The organism is Bacillus sp. 5w2 (assembly GCF_054353775.1).
In genome coordinates this window covers 23905-47239 of sequence record NZ_JBTIWT010000018.1, presented here as the reverse complement: position 1 = coordinate 47239, position 23335 = coordinate 23905, and the positions used below count along the sequence as shown (strand labels likewise).

At 35.5% G+C, this 23335-nt stretch carries 26 protein-coding genes and 1 pseudogene; 18 read left to right on the top strand and 9 right to left on the bottom strand.

Annotated elements, in window-relative coordinates; genetic code table 11:
• The first annotated feature begins 56 nt into the window (after nt 1–56).
• From ACXY7N_RS23735 to ACXY7N_RS23710, 6 genes are all read left to right on the top strand, one after another.
• Nucleotides 57–1997: a BglG family transcription antiterminator gene (locus ACXY7N_RS23735; RefSeq protein WP_016089214.1), complete on the top strand. Its 1941-nt coding sequence runs from the start codon at nt 57–59 to the stop codon at nt 1995–1997.
• A gap of 111 nt (nt 1998–2108) precedes the next feature.
• On the top strand, nt 2109–2429 hold the full coding sequence (locus tag ACXY7N_RS23730; RefSeq protein WP_016133680.1) for a PTS lactose/cellobiose transporter subunit IIA: 321 nt from the start codon (nt 2109–2111) through the stop codon (nt 2427–2429).
• Between the two features lies 1 nt (nt 2430).
• Nucleotides 2431–2736 carry a PTS sugar transporter subunit IIB gene (locus ACXY7N_RS23725; protein WP_033659631.1) on the top strand — a complete coding sequence of 102 codons (306 nt, stop codon included), beginning with the start codon at nt 2431–2433 and terminating at the stop codon, nt 2734–2736.
• Between the two features lie 82 nt (nt 2737–2818).
• The gene (locus tag ACXY7N_RS23720; RefSeq protein WP_001013048.1) at nt 2819–4129 is read left to right on the top strand and encodes a PTS sugar transporter subunit IIC; all 1311 of its coding nucleotides are present in this window, start codon (nt 2819–2821) and stop codon (nt 4127–4129) included.
• Entirely contained in the window at nt 4105–4383 is a 279-nt protein-coding gene (locus ACXY7N_RS23715) for a hypothetical protein (protein ID WP_016089211.1), read from the top strand. The genes ACXY7N_RS23720 and ACXY7N_RS23715 overlap by 25 nt, the downstream gene beginning before the upstream one ends.
• Nucleotides 4373–5458, top strand: coding sequence for a DUF871 domain-containing protein (locus ACXY7N_RS23710; RefSeq protein ID WP_016136523.1), 1086 nt, complete (start codon nt 4373–4375; stop codon nt 5456–5458). The genes ACXY7N_RS23715 and ACXY7N_RS23710 overlap by 11 nt, the downstream gene beginning before the upstream one ends.
• Before the next feature lie 282 nt (nt 5459–5740).
• Here ACXY7N_RS23710 and entC read toward each other — a convergent pair whose 3' ends face one another.
• The 4 genes from entC to ACXY7N_RS23690 form a co-directional block, all read right to left on the bottom strand.
• Nucleotides 5741–7132: a cell wall-binding protein EntC gene (entC, locus tag ACXY7N_RS23705; protein ID WP_488592643.1), complete on the bottom strand. Its 1392-nt coding sequence runs from the start codon at nt 7130–7132 to the stop codon at nt 5741–5743.
• A 446-nt stretch (nt 7133–7578) separates the two neighbouring features.
• On the bottom strand, nt 7579–8730 hold the full coding sequence (locus tag ACXY7N_RS23700; protein WP_431154278.1) for an ABC transporter permease: 1152 nt from the start codon (nt 8728–8730) through the stop codon (nt 7579–7581).
• Nucleotides 8731–8756: 26 nt separating this feature from the next.
• Complete coding sequence (locus ACXY7N_RS23695) at nt 8757–9431, bottom strand: ABC transporter ATP-binding protein (protein ID WP_000609098.1); 675 nt, start codon at nt 9429–9431, stop codon at nt 8757–8759.
• Nucleotides 9428–10534: an efflux RND transporter periplasmic adaptor subunit gene (locus ACXY7N_RS23690; protein WP_016089206.1), complete on the bottom strand. Its 1107-nt coding sequence runs from the start codon at nt 10532–10534 to the stop codon at nt 9428–9430. Before ACXY7N_RS23690 ends, ACXY7N_RS23695 begins: the two co-directional genes overlap by 4 nt.
• 211 nt (nt 10535–10745) lie before the next feature.
• On the opposite strand from ACXY7N_RS23690, the gene ACXY7N_RS23685 reads away from it, so the two are divergent.
• From ACXY7N_RS23685 to ACXY7N_RS23675, 3 genes are all read left to right on the top strand, one after another.
• Nucleotides 10746–11480, top strand: coding sequence for a YwaF family protein (locus ACXY7N_RS23685; protein ID WP_016089205.1), 735 nt, complete (start codon nt 10746–10748; stop codon nt 11478–11480).
• Between the two features lie 88 nt (nt 11481–11568).
• The gene (locus ACXY7N_RS23680) at nt 11569–12435 is read left to right on the top strand and encodes an ABC transporter permease subunit (RefSeq protein WP_016089204.1); all 867 of its coding nucleotides are present in this window, start codon (nt 11569–11571) and stop codon (nt 12433–12435) included.
• Nucleotide 12436: 1 nt separating this feature from the next.
• On the top strand, nt 12437–13441 hold the full coding sequence (locus ACXY7N_RS23675) for an ABC transporter permease (RefSeq protein ID WP_061672631.1): 1005 nt from the start codon (nt 12437–12439) through the stop codon (nt 13439–13441).
• 42 nt (nt 13442–13483) lie between these two features.
• Here ACXY7N_RS23675 and brnQ2 read toward each other — a convergent pair whose 3' ends face one another.
• The 4 genes from brnQ2 to ACXY7N_RS23655 all read right to left on the bottom strand — a co-directional run bounded on the left by brnQ2 (nt 13484) and on the right by ACXY7N_RS23655 (nt 16087).
• Nucleotides 13484–14800 (bottom strand): branched-chain amino acid transport system II carrier protein BrnQ2, encoded by a 1317-nt coding sequence (gene brnQ2 / locus ACXY7N_RS23670; RefSeq protein ID WP_016133684.1) that lies wholly within the window; start codon nt 14798–14800, stop codon nt 13484–13486.
• Between the two features lie 217 nt (nt 14801–15017).
• Nucleotides 15018–15587, bottom strand: coding sequence for a spore coat protein CotJC (gene cotJC / locus ACXY7N_RS23665; RefSeq protein WP_016133685.1), 570 nt, complete (start codon nt 15585–15587; stop codon nt 15018–15020).
• 12 nt (nt 15588–15599) lie between these two features.
• On the bottom strand, nt 15600–15863 hold the full coding sequence (locus ACXY7N_RS23660; RefSeq protein WP_488592637.1) for a spore coat protein CotJB: 264 nt from the start codon (nt 15861–15863) through the stop codon (nt 15600–15602).
• An 8-nt stretch (nt 15864–15871) separates the two neighbouring features.
• Nucleotides 15872–16087 (bottom strand): spore coat associated protein CotJA, encoded by a 216-nt coding sequence (locus ACXY7N_RS23655; RefSeq protein WP_000362186.1) that lies wholly within the window; start codon nt 16085–16087, stop codon nt 15872–15874.
• A 108-nt stretch (nt 16088–16195) separates the two neighbouring features.
• On the opposite strand from ACXY7N_RS23655, the gene ACXY7N_RS23650 reads away from it, so the two are divergent.
• From ACXY7N_RS23650 to ACXY7N_RS23630, 5 genes are all read left to right on the top strand, one after another.
• Nucleotides 16196–16570 carry a VOC family protein gene (locus ACXY7N_RS23650; RefSeq protein WP_116363267.1) on the top strand — a complete coding sequence of 125 codons (375 nt, stop codon included), beginning with the start codon at nt 16196–16198 and terminating at the stop codon, nt 16568–16570.
• 277 nt (nt 16571–16847) lie between these two features.
• The gene (locus tag ACXY7N_RS23645) at nt 16848–17129 is read left to right on the top strand and encodes a YkvA family protein (protein WP_000733844.1); all 282 of its coding nucleotides are present in this window, start codon (nt 16848–16850) and stop codon (nt 17127–17129) included.
• An 11-nt stretch (nt 17130–17140) separates the two neighbouring features.
• Nucleotides 17141–17746, top strand: coding sequence for a DedA family protein (locus ACXY7N_RS23640; protein ID WP_000435008.1), 606 nt, complete (start codon nt 17141–17143; stop codon nt 17744–17746).
• Between the two features lie 110 nt (nt 17747–17856).
• The gene (locus ACXY7N_RS23635; protein ID WP_001277534.1) at nt 17857–18225 is read left to right on the top strand and encodes a DUF3992 domain-containing protein; all 369 of its coding nucleotides are present in this window, start codon (nt 17857–17859) and stop codon (nt 18223–18225) included.
• A gap of 20 nt (nt 18226–18245) precedes the next feature.
• A complete protein-coding gene (locus tag ACXY7N_RS23630) occupies nt 18246–18590 on the top strand; it encodes a DUF3992 domain-containing protein (protein ID WP_000525819.1) in 345 nt (114 codons plus the stop codon).
• Nucleotides 18591–18649: 59 nt separating this feature from the next.
• Here ACXY7N_RS23630 and ACXY7N_RS23625 read toward each other — a convergent pair whose 3' ends face one another.
• Complete coding sequence (locus ACXY7N_RS23625; protein ID WP_488592636.1) at nt 18650–19075, bottom strand: S-Ena type endospore appendage; 426 nt, start codon at nt 19073–19075, stop codon at nt 18650–18652.
• Nucleotides 19076–19428: 353 nt separating this feature from the next.
• Between ACXY7N_RS23625 and ACXY7N_RS23620 the strand changes: the two genes are divergently transcribed.
• The 4 genes and pseudogenes from ACXY7N_RS23620 (at nt 19429) to ACXY7N_RS23605 (ending at nt 23320) form a co-directional block, all read left to right on the top strand.
• Nucleotides 19429–21891 (top strand): LamG-like jellyroll fold domain-containing protein, encoded by a 2463-nt coding sequence (locus ACXY7N_RS23620; RefSeq protein ID WP_116329215.1) that lies wholly within the window; start codon nt 19429–19431, stop codon nt 21889–21891.
• A gap of 745 nt (nt 21892–22636) precedes the next feature.
• A pseudogene (locus ACXY7N_RS23615) lies at nt 22637–22807 on the top strand (helix-turn-helix domain-containing protein); the annotation flags it as partial.
• 126 nt (nt 22808–22933) lie between these two features.
• Complete coding sequence (locus ACXY7N_RS23610; RefSeq protein WP_000391504.1) at nt 22934–23137, top strand: hypothetical protein; 204 nt, start codon at nt 22934–22936, stop codon at nt 23135–23137.
• Between the two features lie 12 nt (nt 23138–23149).
• Nucleotides 23150–23320, top strand: a complete 171-nt coding sequence (locus tag ACXY7N_RS23605) for a hypothetical protein (protein ID WP_016089198.1) — start codon at nt 23150–23152, stop codon at nt 23318–23320.
• Nucleotides 23321–23335 lie beyond the last annotated feature (15 nt).

Genomic DNA, 23335 nt, shown 5'->3' with positions numbered 1-23335 from the left:
AACTACTGATTTCAGCAGCTTTTTCCCTTTATCTATAAAGAGCGAGAGGAAGAGCTATGACAAAGGTGCATCAGCGATTAATTTCTATTTTAGAAGAGTTTTTAGACGAGAAATCGATGTTAAATCGAGCTTTTTTAGCGAGCCGTTTACATGTATCAACGAAGACGATTCAAAAAGATATAAAATTATTAAATGATATATTGGAAGAACACGGAGCGAAAATTGAATCGCAAAGAGGGACTGGATACGAACTAGAAATTATACAAGCGAAGAAGTTTGAAGAGTTTTGCGTGAGTCTATTTCAAAAACAGACGGAAAAGATCCCAACTTCTTATCAAGAAAGGATAGCGTACATTCTGCAGCGTATTGTAACGACAGAGGGATATGTGAAGCTTTCACAGTTAGCAGAGGAGATTTATGTAAGTAAATCGACTGTAAATTTAATTATGAAAGATGTTACAGATATATGTAGTCGTTATAAATTACAAATTGAAAAGAGACCGTATTATGGTATACGTATTGTGGGAGAGGAGTTTCATATTCGTTCTTGTTTATCACAATATGGTTTACCGCGTTATGACCATACTCCGTTTCATGAGCAATTTGAGCAGAGTGATACATATTTATCGTTACCTCATATACCGCTTATCCGTTCGGTTATATTAAAGTATATCGAGGGAGGAACGATATATTTATCAGATATTGAAATTGATAATTTAGTCATTCATATTGCAATTGCATTAAGGCGTTGTGAAGATCAACATTATATAAAAGGACTGAATGCGGAGCAAGCTGAACTTATCATAAAGAAAGAATATACAATTGCGAAAGAGATTTTAGGGGATTTAGAGAATGAGTTGCATCTTTCATTTCCAGAAGAAGAAGTTTTATATGTAACAATGCATGTATTAAGTACTGCTGTTACAGCGAAAGATCGTTATGAAAATGTGGAAGAATTATTAGGGAAAGATTTATATGCATTCATGCAACATATTCTTTTTAAAGTAGCGGAAGAACGGAATCTTATTTTTTATTATGATGAAGAATTATTATTTGGATTTGGTGTTCATTTAAAAACGTTATTAAACCGTTTGAAGTATAAGTTAAATACGAGAAATCCTCTTTTGGCAGAAGTGAAAAAGAATTATCCTTATGCTTTTGAAATTGCGGTTCTCGTTGGAGATATAATTGGTGAATATACGGGAGAATCGATTTCGGAAAGTGAAATTGGTTATATTGCGATTCACTTCGGCGGAGCGATGAGTCGTTTACAGGAACAGAACCAAAAGAAAAGATGTTTATTAGTTTGTGCGACTGGTCAAGGAAGCGCCCAGCTATTGAAATATAAAATTCTATCACAGTTCCGAGATAAATTAGAAATTGTAGGGATTACAGGCTATTATCAATTGAAAGTAGAAGACCTTTATAAAGGAAAGATAGATTGTATTATTAGTACGATTCATATACCGAGTGGTTTGCCTGTACCAGTTATAAAAGTGAATTCAATATTTGATGATAAAGAGATTAAATCGATTGGTCAGCAGTTGTTTACGCATGTGAATAATAGTGTGCAGCAATATATGAAGGAAGATTTGATTTTCTTAAATTATAGCGCTTCTACGAAGGAAGAGGTTATCCAATTTTTATGTGAGAAAGCTGCTGAGAAAAATTATGTACCAGAAAACTTTTATGATTCTGTTATAGAAAGAGAAAATACATCTCCGACAGCGGTTGGGAATTTAGTTGCGATTCCTCATCCGATGCAGTTATTAAGTGAGAAAACTTTTTTGATGTTTTGTACACTTGAGAAAGCGGTTGAATGGGGAGATAAGAAAGTACAAGTTATTATTTTATTTAGTGTAAAGCGCAATAATAATGAAGATTTACAAAAGCTTTATGATTTTTTATATGATATTATGTCTAGTCAAAGTGCGATAGAGAAATTAACGCAGGCTAAAGGAATTGAAGATTTTCAAGAGGTATTACTATCTATATAAGAAAAGTATGTAAAAACTTCCGTTACACAACGGAAGTTTTTTATGTTTAATTGTATGCGTTTTCATAATAAGATAAAAATATAGAAAAAAGATAGCTTGGGGGAATTTAAAATGACTGATATGCAAACTCCATTTGCGTTAATTTTACATGGTGGTAACGCGAGAAGCGCGGCGCTTGAAGCAATTGCTTTTGCAAGACAAGGAGATTTTGAGAATGCGAGTGAAAAAATGACACTTGCTAGTGAAGAAATTACAGCGGCTCATCGTATTCAAACAGACTTAATTCAAGAAGAAGCGAGAGGAAATCATGCAGAAATCAGTTTACTGTTAGTGCATGCACAAGATCATTTAATGAATGCAATTACAGTGAAGGAACTTGCTGCAGAATTTATTACTCTTCATAAACGAGTGGAAGAGAAAGTGACAGTATAAGATGTACATTTTATTATGTTGTGCAGCAGGCATGTCGACGAGTATGGTTGTAAGAAAAATGCAAGAAGAGGCAATGAAACAAGGGAAGGATTATAAAATTAAAGCAGTGGATTCAGAACTTGTGAAATTAGAAATAAAACATGCTGATGTTGTTTTAATCGGGCCACAGGTGAAGTACTTGTTTCCAGCGGTACAGTTTCTTGCGAATTCATACGATATACCGGTTGCAATTATAGAACAACGAGATTATGGCATGTGTGATGGTTTAAAAGTACTGAAACAAGCAGAACAATTAGTTTTAGCATAATTATATTTTTTTAAATATAAACATTATAATGTTATAACTTTATTTTGTTCTTTCGTAGTAAAGAGAAAGAGGAGGGGTATTGATGAATGGTTTTATGAGTTTTATGGAACAAAAGATTATGCCAACAACGCAAAAAATTGCAGGACAACGACATTTATTAGCAATTCGAAACGGAGTTATTTCTACATTGCCGTTAACGATTGTCGGATCATTTTTCGTTATCTTTTTAAATTTACCAATTGATGCATATATGGAGTGGATTGCACCGTTTCGCCATATTTTAGATATTCCATTCCGATTTACAGTAGGTTTAATGGCGTTATACGCAGCATTTGGGGTAGGGGCTTCACTCGCGAATTTTTACCAGCTCAATCAGTTAAGTGCAGGGTTATTATCTGTACTCGCCTTTTTACTAGCATCAGTTGAACCAATTCAAATTACGAAAGCTGTACCAGGTGTTATTGATGCGGGAAGATACATTTCAGTAGGAACATTAAGTGCAACGTCTTTATTCGGCGCAATTGTTACAGCATTAATTGCAGTAGAAATTTATCACTTTATGATTAAACATAATATCTCAATTAAATTACCAGACAGTGTACCACCAGCAGTTGCAAACTCGTTTGCAGCATTAATTCCAACTTTAGTCGTTATTCTTTTATTCTGGGGCATTCGTTACGGTTTAAAATTTGATGTGAATACAACAATCACATATTTAATCGCACCACTAAAATCAGTATTAGTAGGAAATAATTTATTCGGCGGTTTATTAACAGTATTCTTAATCGTGTTCTTCTGGTCATTCGGTATACATGGACCTGCGATTTTAGGACCAATCATTCGTCCGATGTGGGATTCAGCAATTCTTGAAAATATGGAAGTATTCACAGCTACAGGAAATGCACATCAATTACCAAACTTATTTACAGAGCAATTTATTCAATGGTTCGTATGGATCGGTGGATCAGGCTCAACGTTAGCTTTAGTTATTATGTTTATGTTCTCTAAATCTAAGTTCCTAAAAGAGTTAGGTAGATTATCATTCGTGCCGGGTTTATTCAATATTAACGAACCAATTATTTTCGGGGCACCAATTGTAATGAACCCAATCTTAATTATTCCGTTCGTTATTACACCGTTAGTTACAACGACAGTATCATATTTCGCAGTTGTTTCAGGTATGATTCCGTTGATGATGGCGAAATTGCCATTTACGATGTTAGCACCAATTGCAGCGATTATTAGTACAGACTGGACAATTATGGCTGGTGTACTTGTACTTGTTAACTTTGTTATCTCATTCGTTATTTACTATCCATTCTTCAAAATGTATGAGAAACAACAATTAGCAGGAGAGGAGAAAACAGAATGCTCGGAGCAATTATCATCTTAATTACATTCGTGGCGGGGCAGTGTATCGCACATTATTCCAAATGGGTACAAAGTAAATCTTTATTCGTTTTACTACTAGTATCAATTTTATTTATCGGTAGTTCAATGGGTGCATATGTAATGCTAGGCTTGCAATCACCGTACGTTATCATTGTACCGACAATTTTATGTGCAACATGTTTATCTGCAAAATATCGATTTACAAGTATGGCATTAATACAACGTGTGAAGGAGATGCAAAAGCATGGAGCGTAAATTAGGAATTTCACTTTATCCAGAGCATTCAACGAAAGAAAAAGATATGGCATACATTTCGGCAGCGGCACGCCACGGTTTTTCAAGAATATTCACATGTCTATTATCTGTGAATCGTCCAAAAGAAGAAATTGTAGCTGAATTTAAAGAAATTATTAATCATGCAAAAGATAACAATATGGAAGTTATTTTAGATGTAGCTCCGGCAGTATTCGATCAACTTGGTATTAGCTATAGTGATCTATCATTCTTTGCAGAGTTAGGTGCAGACGGTATTCGTTTAGATTTAGGTTTTGATGGATTAACAGAAGCGAAAATGACGAATAATCCGTATGGCTTAAAAATTGAACTGAACGTAAGTAATGATATTGCATACTTAGAAAATATCCTTTCACATCAGGCGAATAAGCCAGCTTTAATCGGTTGTCATAACTTCTATCCGCAAAAATTTACTGGACTTCCGTATGATTATTTCATTCGCTGTAGTGAACGCTTTAAAAAACACGGTATTCGCACAGCAGCATTTATTACGTCACATGCAGCTGAAATCGGTCCATGGGATATTAATGACGGATTATGTACGTTAGAACAACATCGTAACTTACCGATTGAAGTACAAGCGAAACATTTATGGGCGACAGGGCTTATTGATGATGTTATTATCGGAAATGCTTATGCGAGTGAAGAAGAGTTAGAGAAACTAGGAAACTTAAATCGTTACATGTTACAGCTAAAGGTACACTTTGTAGACGAAGCAACTGAAGTAGAGAAGAGAGCAACACTGCAAGAATTACACGTAAGACGCGGCGACATAACAGAATATATGGTACGTTCTACAGAAGTGCGTAAAAAATACAAAGACTATGACTTCCCAGTGCGTGAAAGCGTACGACAGGAAAGAGGGCAAGTTGTAATTGGGAACAACTCATTTGGTAAGTATAAAGGCGAACTGCAAATCATTTTAAAAGAAATGCCGATAGATGAACGGAAAAATATTGTCGGTACAATTGCGGAAGAAGAGTTATTCTTACTAGATTATGTAGGAGCTTGGACACAGTTTACTTGTGTGGAATAGGGAAGAGAAGGAGGTTGTCCAAATTTTGGGCAGCCTTTTTATTATAAAGTATTTTTTTAATGTCAAAGTTTGTCGGTAAATCGATATCTTTTGTCGAACCGTTGATATATTATAAGTTACGATAGATATATTCGGAAAATCGTTGATATATTGTAGGTTACGATAGATATATTTGAAAAATCGTTGATATAATTTCATTTACTGTGACATTTTTATGAAAAGAGAAGGAACGCAAAAAGAGTCAGCCTCAACAATGAGACTGACTCTTTTTTTATATAGTAATTAGTTTAAAATCTTTACTGTAACTGTTTTACGTCCCCAGTTACTTGATGTACCTTTGTCTGGCATTAAAACGTCGATTTTATTTCCTTTAATAGCTCCACCAGTATCACCAGCGATTGCTACTCCGTAACCTTCAACCCATACTTTTGAACCTAATGGAATGACACTTGGATCAACTGCGATTAGTTTCATGTTTGGATTAGCTGTTAAGTTGTGACCTAAAGCTGATTTTACTTGGTCGCCTGCTTTATAACCATTTTCAAGTGGATCTGCTGTGTAAGCTGTTGCTACAACGCGTAACTCACGAGAAGATGATGGTGCACTTGTTTCAGTTTCTTTTGCAACAGGTTGTTGTGTAGCTGGTTTTTGAGCTTTAGCAGCTTCACGAGCTTTAGCTGCTTCTTGAGCCTTAGCTTCTGCTTGAGCTTCAGCTTCTGCTTGAGCTTCAGCTTCTGCCTGAGCTTTAGCCGCTTCACGAGCTTTAGCTGCTTCTTGAGCTTTAGCCGCTGCTTGAGCTTCAGCTGCTTCTTGAGCTTTAGCAGCTTCACGAGCTTTAGCTGCTTCCTCGGCCTTAGCTTCTGCTTGAGCTTCAGCTTCTGCCTGAGCTTTAGCTTCTGCTTGAGCTTTAGCAGCTTCACGAGCTTTAGCCGCTTCTTGTGCTTTAACTGCTGCTTGAGCTTCAGCTGCTTCACGAGCTTTAGTTGCTTCCTGAGCTTTAGCTTTTGCTTGCGTTTCAGCTACTTCCCCGGCTTTAACTGCTTCACGAACTTTAGCTGTATCTTGAACTTTAGTTACTTTTTCAACTTTAACTGCTGGTTGAACTTTAACTGGAGCTTTACCTGTTAAGTAAGGAACATGAACATAAGCTGTTTTTCCGTTATATTCAAATTGAATCCAGTCATTTTGCACTTGGTGTGTTGTTTCGATTACATCATCTTGTTTCAACTTACCAAGAATTTCTGAGTCTGTGTTTGCACCAGCACGTACGTTTAATACGTTTGCTGTTACATAGTAAGTGTCTTTTGTATAGTCAGCGCTTATGAAAGCTTCTTTACCGCTATTCAATTTAACTTTTGACCATCCGTTTTCTGTATGTAAAACATCTACTTTATATCCATCTAATAATTTTCCTACAACTTTTGATTCAGTAGTTGGGTTTTCTCGTACATTTAGTACATCAGTCGTTACGATTGTTTCTGCTTTAGCAGATGTTGTGAAAATCCCAAGACCAAAAACCGCTGCTGTTGCTATACCCATAAATTTTTTCATAATAGCCTCCATTGCATTTGTTTTCGTTGACCTCATTATAGCAACCATTATTTTCTTATTTGCGAAAAACATAGAATTACAAAGCTTTCGTAACGGGGCATTAATATTCTGTAATAATTCCAGTAATATCCTAAAAGCGCTTTCTTATAGTTTTTAGGGGAGGTTTGAGCATACGATACATAAAAAGGGGAGTATTTCAATTTCTAATAGGTTAATAATGTTTCTGTAGCGTTACACAAATGTTTCTGTGGTGTTACAAAAATAGCGTGTTTTGTTGTTGGAACAGGAAAGTAGTTATGTAAAAATAACTATTTTAGTTGTGGAGAAATATAAATGAGGTGAAAATCAATAAAAAATCGCCATAATTGTTACAAAATAAGTCGAGGTATGGAAAAAATTACGCCTTGATTTTAGGTCATCACATATTATTTTTGCAATAATAGGATTCTATAATAGCTTTAGTAGGTTAAAATAATTAAAGGTGTTGATAACGTGAAACATATATAATAGAAGAAACACGATTTAATAGATAAACAAAAACGTAGGAGTGTAAACTCCTACGTTTTTGTTTATTCATATCGTAAACATTCAATTGGATCAAGTTTTGCAGCTTTGTTAGCTGGCAGTAAACCGAATATAATACCGATTAACATTGAGATACCTACTGCAAGAAGTCCAAGTTCTTTTGAGACAACGAGTGGCCATCCAGCAAAGATTGAGACAATCCAAGCGAAGAAAATACCGAGCATGAATCCGATGAAACCACCGAGTCCTGTTAAAATACAAGATTCGATTAAGAATTGTGTTAATACTTTACCGCGCGTTGCACCAAGTGCTTTACGAATACCAATCTCACGTGTACGTTCTGTTACAGATACAAGCATAATGTTCATTACACCGATACCACCAACAAGTAAGGAGATAGCAGCAATACCACCGAATACCATTTTCATCATACCGATGGATTCATCTAATTGCTTCGTAAATTCACCTAAGTCTTGTGCTTCGAATTTGTGCTCAAATTTAGGAGCTTTCATTTCGTTTAAAACAGAAACGGCTTGTTTTTCTACACTTTTACGTTCTGCTGGAGAAACGAGTGTTAATTTTACTGAGTCATACTCAGTTACTCCTGAAATTACAGGGGCATTTTCAAGTGATGTATAACCTTCTGACATAGCCATTCCAAACTCATTTTTCGTTTCGTACACACCGACTACTTTATAAGGTTTTCCTTTTATATCCGTGTATAAATTTGATTCCCAGCCATTAAATAGTTTATTGAAAGCTTCTTCATTTAATATAACAGCAGGAGCTGCTTGGTTTAATTCGCTGTCGTTTAATTCGCGACCGTGAACTAATTTTATTTTCGAATCTGTCATAAAGGCGCCTGTTCCACCTTTTAAATCAAGGGAGACATCTTTTGAACCAGAAGAGGCTTTTACTTTCATACTTACATCTGGATACACATCTTTAACGCCTGGTACAGTTTGAAGACGTTTCAGCATATCGGCTGTAATTTTGGCGTTGTCTGGTCCATAATCAGGGTTTTTGTAGTAAATCGTTACTTCATTATCTTTTCCTTGGCCTAACTCTTTCTTAAACTTTGCGTTTGTACCATCACCCATTGAAATGATAGTAATAATGGCACTAATACCGATAATAATTCCTAGCATCGTTAAGATAGAACGCATTTTATGGGCAAAGATAGAGGAAAGGGCCATGCGTATATTTTCACTCGTGTTCAAAATTAACCTCTCCAATCTTGGACGATATTTCCGTCACGAATTACAATTTGACGTGCTGCAGCTTCCCCGATTTCACGGTCATGGGTAATCATAATGATTGTGGAGCCTTGTTTGTTTAATTCGTAAAAGAGGTCCATAATTTGTGTACTTGTTTTCGTATCAAGTGCCCCCGTCGGTTCATCGGCTAAAATGAATTTTGGGTTATTTACGATTGCACGTGCGACTGCGACACGCTGCTTTTGTCCACCTGACAATTCATTCGGCAGGTGAGTAGCACGATCAGCTAAACCTACTTTTGTTAAAGCAGCTAATGAGCGCTCACGTCTTTCTTTTTTATCCACTCCAGCGTAAATAAGAGGTAGCTCTACATTTTGAAGTGCTGTAAGTCTCGGTAATAACATGAAGTTTTGGAATACGAACCCGATCTCTTTATTACGAACGCGTGCAAGTTCTGTTTCAGACATGTTTGAAATATTTTGACCAGCCAGTTCATACGCACCTGTCGTTGGTTTATCTAAGCAACCGATAATGTTCATTAATGTTGATTTACCAGAACCAGATGGTCCCATAATAGAAGTGAATTCTCCTTGGTTCAGTGTTACGTCAATGCCGTGTAATATTTGAACGGACTCTGCACCATTTTGGAAAGATTTCGTGATGCCTTTTAAGTTAATCATTCAACGACAACCTCCATACCATCTTTTAAGTCTTTTTCAGGTTTAGAGATAATTTGCTCTCCTTTTTTCACTCCAGAAACTTTTGCTTCGCTATCTGTCTCGAACTCAACAGTAACTGCTTGTTCTTTCGCTTTACCGTCTTTTACAACGAAGACAACATTTTTGTTATCTTTTTTCACGATGCTGCTCTTCGGAACAATCGTACCAGTTGCTTCGCCAGATTTACTTGTTACGTATACGTGGAAGCCGTTTTGTAATTCTTCACTATTGTCTAATGTGACAGTGAATTGATAGTTAGAAACTGTTTTGTTTTCGTCCATGCTCTTTAATGGTGTAGAGCCAATTTCTGTTACTTTTCCTGTCCAAGTCTTACCAGCGACAGTTTTTGATGAAACAGTTACTTCTTGCCCAACTTTCATACTAGCAAGCTCATATTCAGAAAGTTGACCTTTTACTTTAAATGGACCAGCGTGACGAAGTGTAATGCCGCTCATACCTGTTTTTTCATCAGCAGTTTTTACGATATCATCAATTACGCCATCAGTAGGGCTCGTTACAGAAAGCGTGTTTACTTTCTCTTTTGCTGCTTTAATTAGTTCATCAGATTTTTCAACTTCAAATTTTTTCATTTCAAGTTGTGATTCTAATTGTTGCACTTCGATTTCTGAAGCTTTTAATGCTTCAGCAGGAAGGCCTGCATTTTTATCTTTTTGTAATTTTTGTTTCGCTGCATCAATCTGTTTTTGGAACAATGTTACTTCTTTTTGTGCGATTTTTTTTTGCATTTCTGCTTCTGTTACACCTTGTTTCGCAGTAGGATCATTATATTTAAATAGAAGCTGTCCTTTTTTTACTTCGTCACCTTTTTTTACAGCTAATTCGTACGTACCTTTTGTTGGATCAAATGAGATTGTTTCAATTCCACTTGGGATTACTTCGCCACCAAATTTTTGTGCATTTTCAATTTGTTTTTCTGTAACTTTATAACCGCTATATGCCATTGCTACTTCTGAACCACCGCCACCAGCAAATGCAAAATATGATCCAGCTGCAATTCCAATTGCTACTACACTAGTAATTAACACTTTATTTTTCTTCTTCATCTATTTATCACCTTTTCGTTCGTATTAGTATCTACATTAAGTATAAAAGAGGTGAAGAATCTGACAAATCGTTTTAGCTTACAATAACCTTACAGTTTTGTAAGGTATGAATATGTAAATGTAAGGTAGAGGTTGTCCCAGCCTAAGCAAATGAATTGACTCGTTGTTTCTTTCTTACAATAATATTGTATGAAGGAGAGGAGGAAGGAAGATGGAAGCTTATTTTAGTGCGCATCCATTAAAACCATTTATTCCATACTCAAGGCAACATGCCATTATATTATTTATTATGTTGGTGGGGATCATTTTTCTGTATCAATACCAAGATATATTACGTCAAAGTGAGTGGAATATAACGGTTCGATATGTGATTGCATTTTTATTTATTGGAAGCGAAATTGGGCTTCATATGTGGGAATGGAAAGCAGGGATTTTTGAACTAGGCACTTCATTACCATTTGAGTTATGTACGATTAGTTTATTGTTAGCATCGATTATGATTGTAACGAAAAGTTACCGCATATATGAGATTGTATTTTTTACGGGAATTATTGGTGCATCACAAGCTATGTTAACACCAAACTTGCAATATGCTTTTCCGCATTTTCGTTTCATTGAATATTTTATCGCGCATATATTGCTCATTTGGGCACCACTCTTTATGACTTGGGTGGAAGGATATCGTCCGACAGTACAATCTATTAAACGCACAATGATATTTTTAAACATATTGATTCCAATTGTTTCGTTTGTGAATTACAAAACAGGCGGTAATTATATGTTTTTAGCTCGTAAGCCAGAAACTGCTTCATTACTTGATATGTTAGGGCCGCACCCTTACTATATTATTTCATTAGAACTCGCAGCGCTTATTGGATGTTTTATTTTGTATATGCCGTTTGCGAAAAGAGAAGGGCATGCGCATAAAGAATCACTAGGATCATAACCTAGTGATTTTTTTATATAAATATTTACAATTCAGAAAATTAAGAATAAAATTAGGAGGTAAATTATATAGAGAGAGAAGGGAAAACGTGGTCAAAAAAGTTTTTCTGAATGGGATGGAAGTGACGGTTCAATTTATTATTTCGATTTTGGGGATTATTTGTTTAGGGACATTGCCGAAACTATTTTATGGATTTGAGCTGCATGCATCACAGTACATAAAGAGTTTAAAAGAAGTGTTTGTGAATTTAATGGACATCTCCAATTTTAAATATGTGGGAGATAAATTTTTATTTCCGCAGTTGTTTGTTCATTATAAAGAAACAATTGTTATATTTTTAGCTGCTTTTTTCATTTCATTATTTGTAGCATTTTGTATTGTTTATGTCATTATGAGTAGTTCACCTCGTATACAACATCGTATTAAATCATTTCTTATCTTCCTAGAATCTATTCCAGACATTTTACTTATTTTATTATCGCAAATTTTAGTTGTATGGGTTTTTAAACAAACAGGCTTTTTACCTTTTCAAATTGCGTCAATCGGAGGCGAGTCGATTAGAGGATTGCCAATATTGTGTTTGAGCATCCCGACTACGATTATGTTTGTAAAAATGGTCGTGCTTCGTTTTGAAAATGAACTAGAAAAAGATTATGTACTATTTGCTAAGGCGAAAGGGCTGGGGCGCTTTCATATTTTAAATCGTCATATTTTACGAAATGTGTTGCTTAGTACATTATTCTTTGCGAAAACGAATATCTTTTTTATGTTATCTAATTTATATATTATAGAATGGATTTTTAATACGGGTGGTATTTTTATGTTTTTGAAATCGTATTTCGGTATTAGAGTTGAGGTTTTCATCGTTAGTGTGCTTCTTATATATATTCCGATTTTTATTTTATTTAAATTGTTTCATTATCTCATTCCGGCTGCGATGAAGGAGAGATTATAATATGTGGACGTATATAAAACGTGATAAAAGATTTTGGATAAGCATTGGGTTTCTTCTCCTATTAGTTCTTTTGAGCATCGGAAATACGTTATGGAATGATGGACATATTAGACAAGTTACATTGCAATATGATGCGGATGAAAATCCACAAGTGCCACCGTTTCCACCTTCATTACAATTTTTACTCGGGACAGACCGGAAAGGGTATGACCTGTTACATTTAGTCATTGAGGGCGCGAAGTGGACGATTGGTATATCTATTTTAATTGCGGCACTTAGAATGGTAATAGGTGTGTTTTTCGGTGTCGTACTCGGAACGTATATAAAAAGAGGATTTTCAAAAATTGAGGCTTTCTTTGATAGTTTTACAGTTATTCCGACAGTTATGATTGCGTATTTTTTTCTTCAATCTGCAAATGCATTTGGAAGCGGAGAGGAGACAACAACCTTTTTTGAAAGGGCTTCGTTTCAAGTGGTATTACTTGTACTGCTTGTAATGCCAGTTATTGCACTGTATGTTGCGAAGGAAGTTCGTAAATTGCGAACGGAAGAATTTGTTGATGCCGCGCGCATATTAGGTGGATCGAGAAGACATATTGTTATAAAACATATTTTTCCGCATCTCTATATGCCGTTTATACTCGTATTTCTTCAGCAGTTTACGCAGACTCTTACTATTTTACTGCACTTAGGATTACTTGAAGTGTTCTTTGGTGGGACTGTAATGTTTGGTGGACAAATAAAAGAGGTGGAATCTTATACGCATGAATGGTCAGGTTTAATTGGAGTATACTTTAGGTCATTAACAGTGAATCCGTGGATCCCTCTCGTTCCGATTACATTTTTTGGACTTACTATTTTTTCAGGAAATATGATTGTAAAAAGTATCGAAGAGGCGATGATGAAAGTAAGGTTAGGAGGAGAGCTAAAGAAGGATGTTGTAGAAGAGGAACAATCTGCTGTGCAGTCAAAAGAAGAGTTGTTTACGTTTAAACATACGATGTGAAAATAAAAAGAAGCAAGCACAATTACTGCTTGCTTCTTTTCTTTATTTTGTAGAAACTTCACCTTCAGCTTCTGATTGGGGAATAAAGTATCCCATTATACCACCGATGATTGCCGGGATAATCCAGCCAATTCCTAAGTTATAAAAAGGAATGGTGTGTACAATATTAGCAATAAAACCTGGTATCATTTCCACATTATCCAGTGCATGAATACAGCTAATAATAAATGCTGCGATCATTGCTCCGATGTATACAGAAGGTTTACGTTTCGTATATTTATCTATAAATGATACGAAAATTAAAATAATCGTAATTGGATATAAAATAATTAATACAGGTAATGTAATTTTGATTAATAAACTTAAACCTAAGTTTGAAATAACGAAGCTAAAAATACAAACGTATAGTACGAGCTTTTTGTAGGAAACATTTGTTAGTACTGTTGCGAAATAGTTTGCGAATGCACTTACAACACCAATTGCTGTCGTTAAACAAGCGAAGATAATGGCGATACTTAATAAAACATTACCGCTTGTCCCAAAGAATTGGTACATAACAGTCGCTAATAGTTGACCACCGTTTTCGAATTGTCCTAAGTTGCCGTTTGAAGCGCCGATATAACCGAGTAGGAAATAAACAATTGTTAAGAATAGGGCTGCAATGCTTCCGCAAATAATTGTATATTTCGCAATAGATTTCTTCTCTTGTATACCGTTTTGGCGAATTGCATTTACAACAATCGTTGATAATACGAGTGCACCAATTGCATCTAACGTTAAAAATCCTTCAAGAAATCCTTTGAAAAATGGAATTTCTTTATAGTCACCAACAGGTTCTGCAAACGTTCCTGGTGAAAGAATTGCTTTTGTTGCCATAATTGCAATAATTACAAGTAAAATTGGCGTTAATATTTTACCGATATGATCTACTAATTTTGATGGATTTAATGATAAGAAGTAGACGACTGTAAAGAAAATCGCACTAAAGACTAACATAGAGTACCATTGGTCCGGGAAAAGTGGTGCAATCCCAATTTCGTAAGATACAGATCCAGTTCGTGGAATAACAAATAGTGGGCCGATTGAAAGATAAATAACGATAGCGAATACTGCTGCGAATTTTGGATGAACACGGCTTGCTAAAGTATTAAAACTACCACCGGCAAGGGCAACAGCGACGATAGCTAGTAAAGATAAACCGACGTCTGTAATAATAAATCCTGTAATGGAAACCCACATATTTTCTCCGGAAGAAAGACCGAGAAGGGGCGGGAAAATCATATTACCAGCACCGAAGAAAACTGCGAATAGTAATAAACTAATCGAAAGTATTTGCGCTGGTTTTAAAGTTGTACGCATATAAAGAAAATCCTCCTAATGAGTGTTTTTGTCGAAAATTCAAATAATTTGTCGAGTAACTGTTATTATTTTAAAGGTCTGATGACTAGAAAGCAATAGGGAATTTTGAAAATATTAAAAAATAATGCATTAAATCGAATAAATATACTATTTATATGTTTAATAGGAAGGATTTAACTTTAAACGTAAAAAAACACATATCGCCAGGATACGTGTATTAAAAATAAATTTTTCGATCGCGTTCTTCTTTTAAAATTTCAACTGCTTCTCGGAAACGTTGTGAATGGACAATTTCTCGTTCACGTAAAAAGCGCAAGCTATCATTTATGTCGGGATCGTCAGATAAATCAATGAGCCATTGATAAGTTGCTCTTGCTTTTTCTTCAGCAGCAATATCTTCATATAAATCTGCGATAGGATCTCCTTTTGCTTGAATATAAGTAGCAGTAAAAGGAACACCACCAGCATTATGATAAAACAAAGCGCTATCATGATTAGCGTACTGTGCGTCTAATCCAGCAACTTTCATTTGTTCAGGTGTTGCATCTTTTGTTAATTTATAAATCATTGTAGCGATCATTTCTAGGTGTGCGAATTCTTCTGTACCGATATCAGTTAGTAAGCCAACGACTTTGTCAGGAATCGTGTAACGCTGATTTAAGTAGCGAAGAGCAGCGGCTAATTCACCATCCGCACCACCATATTGTTCAACTAATAATCTTGCGAGTGCGGGATTACAAGTACTTACTTTAACAGGATATTGTAATTTCTTTTCATAAATCCACATAGTTTCTCTCCTTTATATTTGCCATGGCCACGGTCCTTTGCTCCATTCCCATGGGGCGTTAGAATAACTATTTCCAAACTGCTGAAGTGGTCCGTATTTTTCTTCAATTTTTTGTTGTAGTATTCTTCGTTTATAAGAAAAATCATTGAATTGATTTATAGCGGCAGTATCGTCGGGATGCGTATCTAAATAGAGGGTAAGTTCAACTAAGACAAAGTCTAGTTCTTGCAGTTCTTCAATCCATTTGTAATATTCATTAGGCAATGTTTGTGTCACGTTTTTATTCACCGTCCTTTTTTGTAAGGATTTTCATAGTAATCATAAAATGCTGGCCATAGAGTCCCTTTTCTTAAAGCTTCTTTTGGTGGGAATTGGGGTAAATTAGCTGGTTGAAAGCCCATATATAAGTGGGGGGGAGTTGAGTAATATTTTTTCCCAATTGGAGGACAAGGATCGTTTGGACCATGATAAGGTATGTAGGATTTCATGTATTTATCCATGTTATACGCCTCCTTTATTAATTAAATATTCATCACTACGTATTGTATTCGTACATAATTAAGATTTATGACACATATAGAAAACTAATAGAGACAGGAGGAGTGCGGATGGAAAGGATTACAACATGCATTGTATTAGAATCTAAAAATTTAAAGGAAACATTATACTTTTACGAAGGGATTCTAGGCTTTAAGCCAAGCAAGGAAAGACCACAATTACGTGTAACAGGTGTTTGGTATGATATCGGTTCAACGAGAATTTGTTTTGTTGTAAACAGGGGACTGGGAGAATATAGAGAGACCGTCACATCATCAGTGAAGGAAGTATTTTTAAGAACTACAAACATTGAGCGGATAAAGAAAAAGTTAGAGTTTTATAAAGTAGCATTTTTAGAAGAACGATGTGGTGAAGAAATAAGGGTAACTTTCTATGATCCAGATCGTTTTAAAGTCCAAATTGTTTCAGCGGAGAATACAGCATAGTATTATTTATAGTGCAATAACCTGAATGGTGGATGAAAAAAATATTGACAAGCCCCTCCAAATATTTTAATGTGATTGTATAAAATTGTGTATATAAAGGGGAGTAACTTATTACAGTAAAGTCGTCATTACAGGGAGAAACCCTCGGCTTTATTGGCAACGTTTCGTTGTTAGTGAGACCTTTACCAGCAATGGTAAAGGCCCCTTATTGTCTTTTTTAGGACCCTTACCATATTTGGTAGGGTCCTTTTTGTATACAAAGAGAGGAGATATAAAAATGAAAAAACTTATTAGTAGATTAAGAGTTGTATTTCATGTCCGTCGTTTTGTTCCATTCCTATTTGACTTTTTTACTTCAAAAGAGGTTTCAATAAAGAAGAAAATCTTATCTATTGCTTTTTTAGTTGGTTATGTAGCGATGCCGCTCGATTTAATTCCAGACTTCTTACCGTTCATCGGTATTTTAGATGATATTGGAATTGTGTTATTCATTTTAAATCGAATTGTAAAAATGGCGCCAGTACAATTGCAAGAAAAGCATAATGTAAACGTAGGATAGGAGTTGAAAGTATGGAGCAAATTATTTTAGATATAATCGAGTTTTTAAAGCAGTTTTCTTATTTTGGAGTTGTGTTAGCATTAACGTTTGAATTTATTCCAGCAGAGGTAGTTTTGCCCATGGTTGGGTATTGGGTATACGAGGGTGATATGAATTTTTGGTTAGCTGTATTAGCAGGGACACTTGGCGGAACGACAGGACCATTAACGTTATACGCACTCGGTTATTACGGTGGTCGCCCCCTATTAATAAAGTATGGGAAATACTTCTTTATTAAAGAAGAACAAATTCAAAAAGCAGATGATTTCTTTGAGAAATATGGGCCAGTTGTAGCGTTTGTTGGACGTTTTGTACCGGGAGTTCGAACACTTATTTCTGTTCCGTGTGGTATGGCGAAAATGAACATATGGAAATTTAGCATATATACATTTGTAGCAATGTTCCCATTAACGACTTTGTATATTTATTTTGGAATGAAATTAGGTCCGCATTGGGCAAAAGCAGCAGATGTTGTTGGTCAATATATGTTACCGATATTAGCAGTCGTTGTTATTATTGTCGGTGGTATCTTAATCTATAAATTTATGAAAAAACGAAATAGATCGGAATCTATCTAGTCATTGGTATTGGAATTTGCACATTTTGTGAAAATAGATGAATAGTACAGGCAAAAGACTCTGAGGGACATACACATATAGGGAATATAAACGAGAGAGGGGAAACAACTATGTCTTGTGAGTGCTCAGGGTCAGCATTAACTTGCTGTCCAGATAAAAATTATGTGCAAGATAAAGTGTGTAGTCCGTGGTCTGCTACTGTAGTTGCGGCAGCAATTGATAATGTTCTCTATACAAATAATATTAACCAAAACGTAGTGGGTACTGGTTTTGTTAAATATGATGTTGGACCAGGTCCGATTACTGTAGAAGCACTGGATTCTGCTGGGGCTACAATTGATACACAAACATTAAACCCAGGAACGAGTATTGCTTTTACGTATCGCCGCTTTGATAGTATACAAGTTGTGTTACCTGCAACACCTGCTGGAACGTATCAAGGAGAATTTTGTATTACAACACGTTATCCACTTTCATAGCAGAATAGGAGAGGATCGAAATGGGAATGAGAAGTTCCAGTTTGTCTTGTTGTTCGAATAAAACGCTTGTACAAGATCAAGTATGTACAGACTGGTCTATTACAGGTGCTGGTACTCAAATTGTATATACAAATAACATCACGCAAGAAGTATATGGTTCAGGTTACGTGAAATATGATGTAGGTGCGAACCCGATTACAGTGGATTTTTTAGTAGGTGCTACAGTAGTTGATACAATTACTGTACAGCCACAAAGTAGTGGTACTTTCACTGTACGATATTTTACGACTGTTCGAATTACTACGACAGGAACAACTGTTAATCAAGGAGAGTTTTGTATTACTGTACGTTATCCGATTTCATAAAAAAAGCATACCGTAAATGGTATGCTTTTTTAAATTGAGAAAGTAATGAAATTGGTATTCTATAAGCAACATGTAAATTGGCAACAGTACTTGCCTTCTAAATATAGTGAAGGATCACTTTGTATATTAATAATACTGACAGATTGTAAGTCTTTTCCTGTGTAAGATATAGTATTGCCAGGAAAGACAGTGAAAATATTAGTTACTGCTCCAACGATTTCAATTGTAATTGCCTCTGTGCTGCTAGTACTATTGTAAACCGAGACAGTACCTGATATAAGTAGTATCCCATCACTTTGCCACAGTATCATTGATTGTAGTGCATCTTTGATAGAGGAAATGGTGTTGTTAGTTATGAGGAAATTCCCTGCAAATTCATTTGTTACTCGCTCACAACTTGGATTTGGAGGAGGGGGCGGTGGACAAGGGTTTGGGCAAATGATAGATAAAGGAGCGAAACAGCCAATATTTTTTTTGTTCTTCAATACAACCCCTCCTTTTTAAGTTGTCTTTTACTACTATTAAATGTAGAAGCATGGCCGATGTGTTAAGAAAAGAAGAAAATTTTTAAAATTAAGATTGTCTAATAGGCTTAAACCTTAACTTATCATTAGTGTTATAGAAAAGATTATATGTGAATAGTCATAGGAAAAGAATGATCAGACTCTTTTAGACAAAAGGTGGTTGTATACAATAGTACGAGGAATGTTGGACTTAGCTTTTAATTAACTGTATATTTACAAAAATCTAATAAAATTTATTTGTTATTTAAACGACATTAATATATTTTAGATAAAATAGCCCTTGTAATGAATCAATTATTATGAGGAGGATTCAAGTGGAAAGAACAGCTTTACGAAAAGTAAAAGGTCTTATTGGGTTATTAATGGTTTTTGTATTAGCATTCGTATCATTTCCGTGGAGTACATCAGTCAAAGCGGAAGAGAAAAAGCAAGAAAAGGCACCAAGTGAAAAGAAAATAGTTTTTCCAGTCGTAAGTGATGTACATATTAAAAATAGTGGAACGGATGATACGTTTCGCTGGAAACGAGCAATCGAGCAACTTAATACACTTGCACCTAAACAAGATGCGTTCGTAATTGTGGGAGATTTTACTGATTCAGGATCACTGCAGCAATATGATCGTTTCATGCAAGTGTATAATGAAAATGCAAATAAAGATGCAGTACGAATGAATTCTCTTGGTAACCATGATTATTGGAACGGTTTATCTGTAGAGGGAGCGCAGAAGCGTTTCTTAGAAAAAACAGGAATGGAATCGATTTACTATCATAAAGTGGTGAAAGGGTATCACTTCCTTGTTATGTCTCCAGAGGATGGGACAACTCATGGATATTATTCGGACAAGCAAATTAATTGGTTAAAAGAAGAAATGGCAAAGGCACAAAAAGATGATCCAGAAAAACCAATTTTCGTATTTTTACACCAACATATTAAAGATACAGTATACGGTAGTCAAGAGTGGGGAACGAAAGATAGTGCGAAAATTAATGAGGTGTTAAAAGGATACCCGCAGGTTATCACGTTTTCAGGTCATTCGCATTACCCGTTAGACGATCCAAGATCAATTCATCAAAAAGACTTTACATCAGTTGGTACATCTTCAGTAAGTTATATGGAGGTTGAAGGTGGTAAAGTACAAGGGAATATCCCGCCAGGAGCTAGTACGTTAAGCCAGGGTTTATTAGTAGAAGTAGATGATAAAGAGGTAACAATTAATCGTCGTGATTTCCATACGAATTCTTGGACAGGCGAGCCTTGGAAAATTAAATTACCAGCAAAGAAAGATACATTTACACATGTAGAAGATCGTGATAAAGAAAAGCCTTACTTTGCTAAAGATGCAAAGCTTGCGGTATCAAATGTAACAGAAAATGCGGCAACGGTGACATTCCCGCAAGCACTGGATAACCTACTTGTCCATTCTTATCGTGTACAAGCTAGAGATAAGCAAACAGGAGAAATTAAAAACAAGTTGTTAGCATTCTCAGAGTTTTATCGTGACCCAGTGCCAAAAGATCTTACGTTTACACTGGCAGGATTAGATGACGGGAAAACATATACACTTGAAGTCGTTGCGATTGATTCATTTGGTAATGAAAGCGCACAACCGTTAACAGCAGAAATCACTACGAAAAAAGATAATATTGACCCGAATATAAAAGTACCAAAGGCAGATGTCTTTGATGTGAATTTCTTAGATGGCACGTTTAAAGATAACTCATTGTTTGGGACGAAAGGCGATGTGAAAGGGAATGTATCTATTGCATACGATAAAGCTTTAAAAACAAATGTAATGAAATTGAATGGACAAGCAAATACATTTGGATACCTTCCGTTTTCAGCAGCACAAAAAGAGAAAGCAGCAAATACATTTACGTTAGAAACTGTATTTTCAATGAATGAAATTCGTGGACAAGGTATTTTACAAAATACAGAGAGTGGCGGAATTGGATTTGAATCTACAGGAAGTGGATATGTTGAATTGTGGGCTCATATTGGTGGTAGTTATAAGCGTGTTGGAGTTCAGCTAGAAGCAAACAAAACATATCACTTAACAGGAACATATAACGGAAGTGAAGTAGCTATTTACGTAGATGGTAAAAAAGTAAATAGCCAACCAGCTCAAGGAAAAGTGTATCATCCAAACGTACCATTTGCATTTGGAGCTGACCCAGATAGTAATGGAAATGGCGGTATTCCGTTAAATGGACAAATCGCGCTTGCAAGATTATATAGTAAAGCGTTAAGTTCTTCAGAAGTATTAGCAGCGTACAATGAGTTTTCTAACCGCACGAAGTTAGAGCAAGTAAACACGTTATATGAAGAGCTTGGGAAAGTGAAAGAAGTGTTAGCTGGTAAATATGAGTTTGGTGACAAACCAGGTCAATATTCAAAAGAAGCATTTCAAGAACTAGAGAAAAGCTATAACACTGCAAAGCAAGCATTTGAAAATGTAGGAAGTACTGGAGAGCAAATCGTTCAAACGTATAACGAATTAAAAACAGCTAATGTAGCATTTGTACAATCAAAGGTGGCAGAAGAACAACCTAAAACACCGAAAGAAAAATTACAAATCAATATTGAATCTGCAAAAACAGTGGTGAAAAAAGCGCAAGCTGCAAATGTAACGGATGGTTCAGTGAAATCATTGAGTCAAAAAATTACAGTGGCAGAAGCTGTATTAAAAGATGCGAAAGTAAAAGATGCACAAGTAGAAACGATGAATCGTACGATAGAATATGCGATTTCGCTTGTTGAAAAAAGTATGAACAAATAAGAGAGAAGAAAAAGAAGCTTATCATGATAGGCTTCTTTTTTGTTATACTAAAAATAGCATAGAAAAAGGGTAATTAACTGTTACGATTTATTTAACCAATTATAACGAAAGTTAATTAAATATATCAGTAAGCCCTGCTAGTCAAGTGATTGGCTAGTAGTGAGGGTTAACTGCGGGCAATCCCTAAAGTTGATTGAACTACAACGTGGCTAGAAATAGCGAGCGTGAATGTCGCGAAAGCAGAAAAAATCAATCAGATGGTGCAAGGTTAAATCCTAAACACTAGAACAATGGGTCTTCCGCCTCGAATCATCTAAGTCAAAAGTGATAAGATGAACGTTCAACGACTATCTCGTATAACTGACGAGAGTACATCACAAGCCTATGGTGATGGAAAAATCCTCTATCTCTAAAGAGATAAACATATAGTCTGCGCTCATGTGAAAACATGAGAAGTTCATAAGAGAACTGGCTAAGGAATTGCGCCCTTAGTTGAACGAGATAAATTTAATTAAATCTATCAAACCTCATCGAATCTGTCGAACGTATGTGCTATGATGGATTCAATGAGGTAAGAATAATAATGAAATTTGTACGAGTTAGTCAAGTATCGGAATTAACAGGTTTGCATCCGAGTAGTCTCAGGAGAATGCTGGTGGAACACGCTACTATTCAGAAGAACCAATCTTTCATTATCTGAAAGGTGAGTGCCCGAATAATCGCACAGTAAAGGAGTAGGCTTCTGATGATATTGGCGAAGAAAGTTAGACTAATCCCAACGCCTGAACAAGAAAAAGTGCTTAGAAACCATGCTGGTGCTGCAAGATTTGCTTATAACTATTGTAAAAGAATGAGTGATAGATACTATAAGCTATTTGGAAAATCTGTTTCACAGTTAGCTTTACAGAAACGATACTGCCTCGTGTGGAGTGTTATACCCCTCGTCCCTTTGGGGCTGCGAGAACACGATGAAGCACTAACTTGTGTAAATTTGATTGAATTGTATAGATTTAGTTAAGTTTATCGTATCGGAGCGAATAATTTGGAAGAGAAAAAGCTAAAAAGAATTCTTGAATATGTATGGATCGCGGTTGTGCTCCTTGTAGGATATTATTTCTTAAAAGAAAAAAGTATATGGGTTCTATTTTTAATGACGTTTTTATTAGCGGGTTTAGGCACGTTATTTATTAATTTCTTCTTTGATAGTTTAAATGCATGGAAGAAGAAAAAGAAGGGAACGAAGTAAAGGAGGGAACATATGCAAAAGTGGAAGCTTATATATCAGGTGATTATTTTTCTAGTGCTTGTAGGTATTGGCGTTTTTAAATATTCTACACCAATAGGAAATTGGGCGTGGTTTACAGCTTGCATCGGCATATTTTTTATTTTACAATCGTTAACGAAAAAATATAATAGTACAGAAAGATAGCTCGCCGTTTCATCG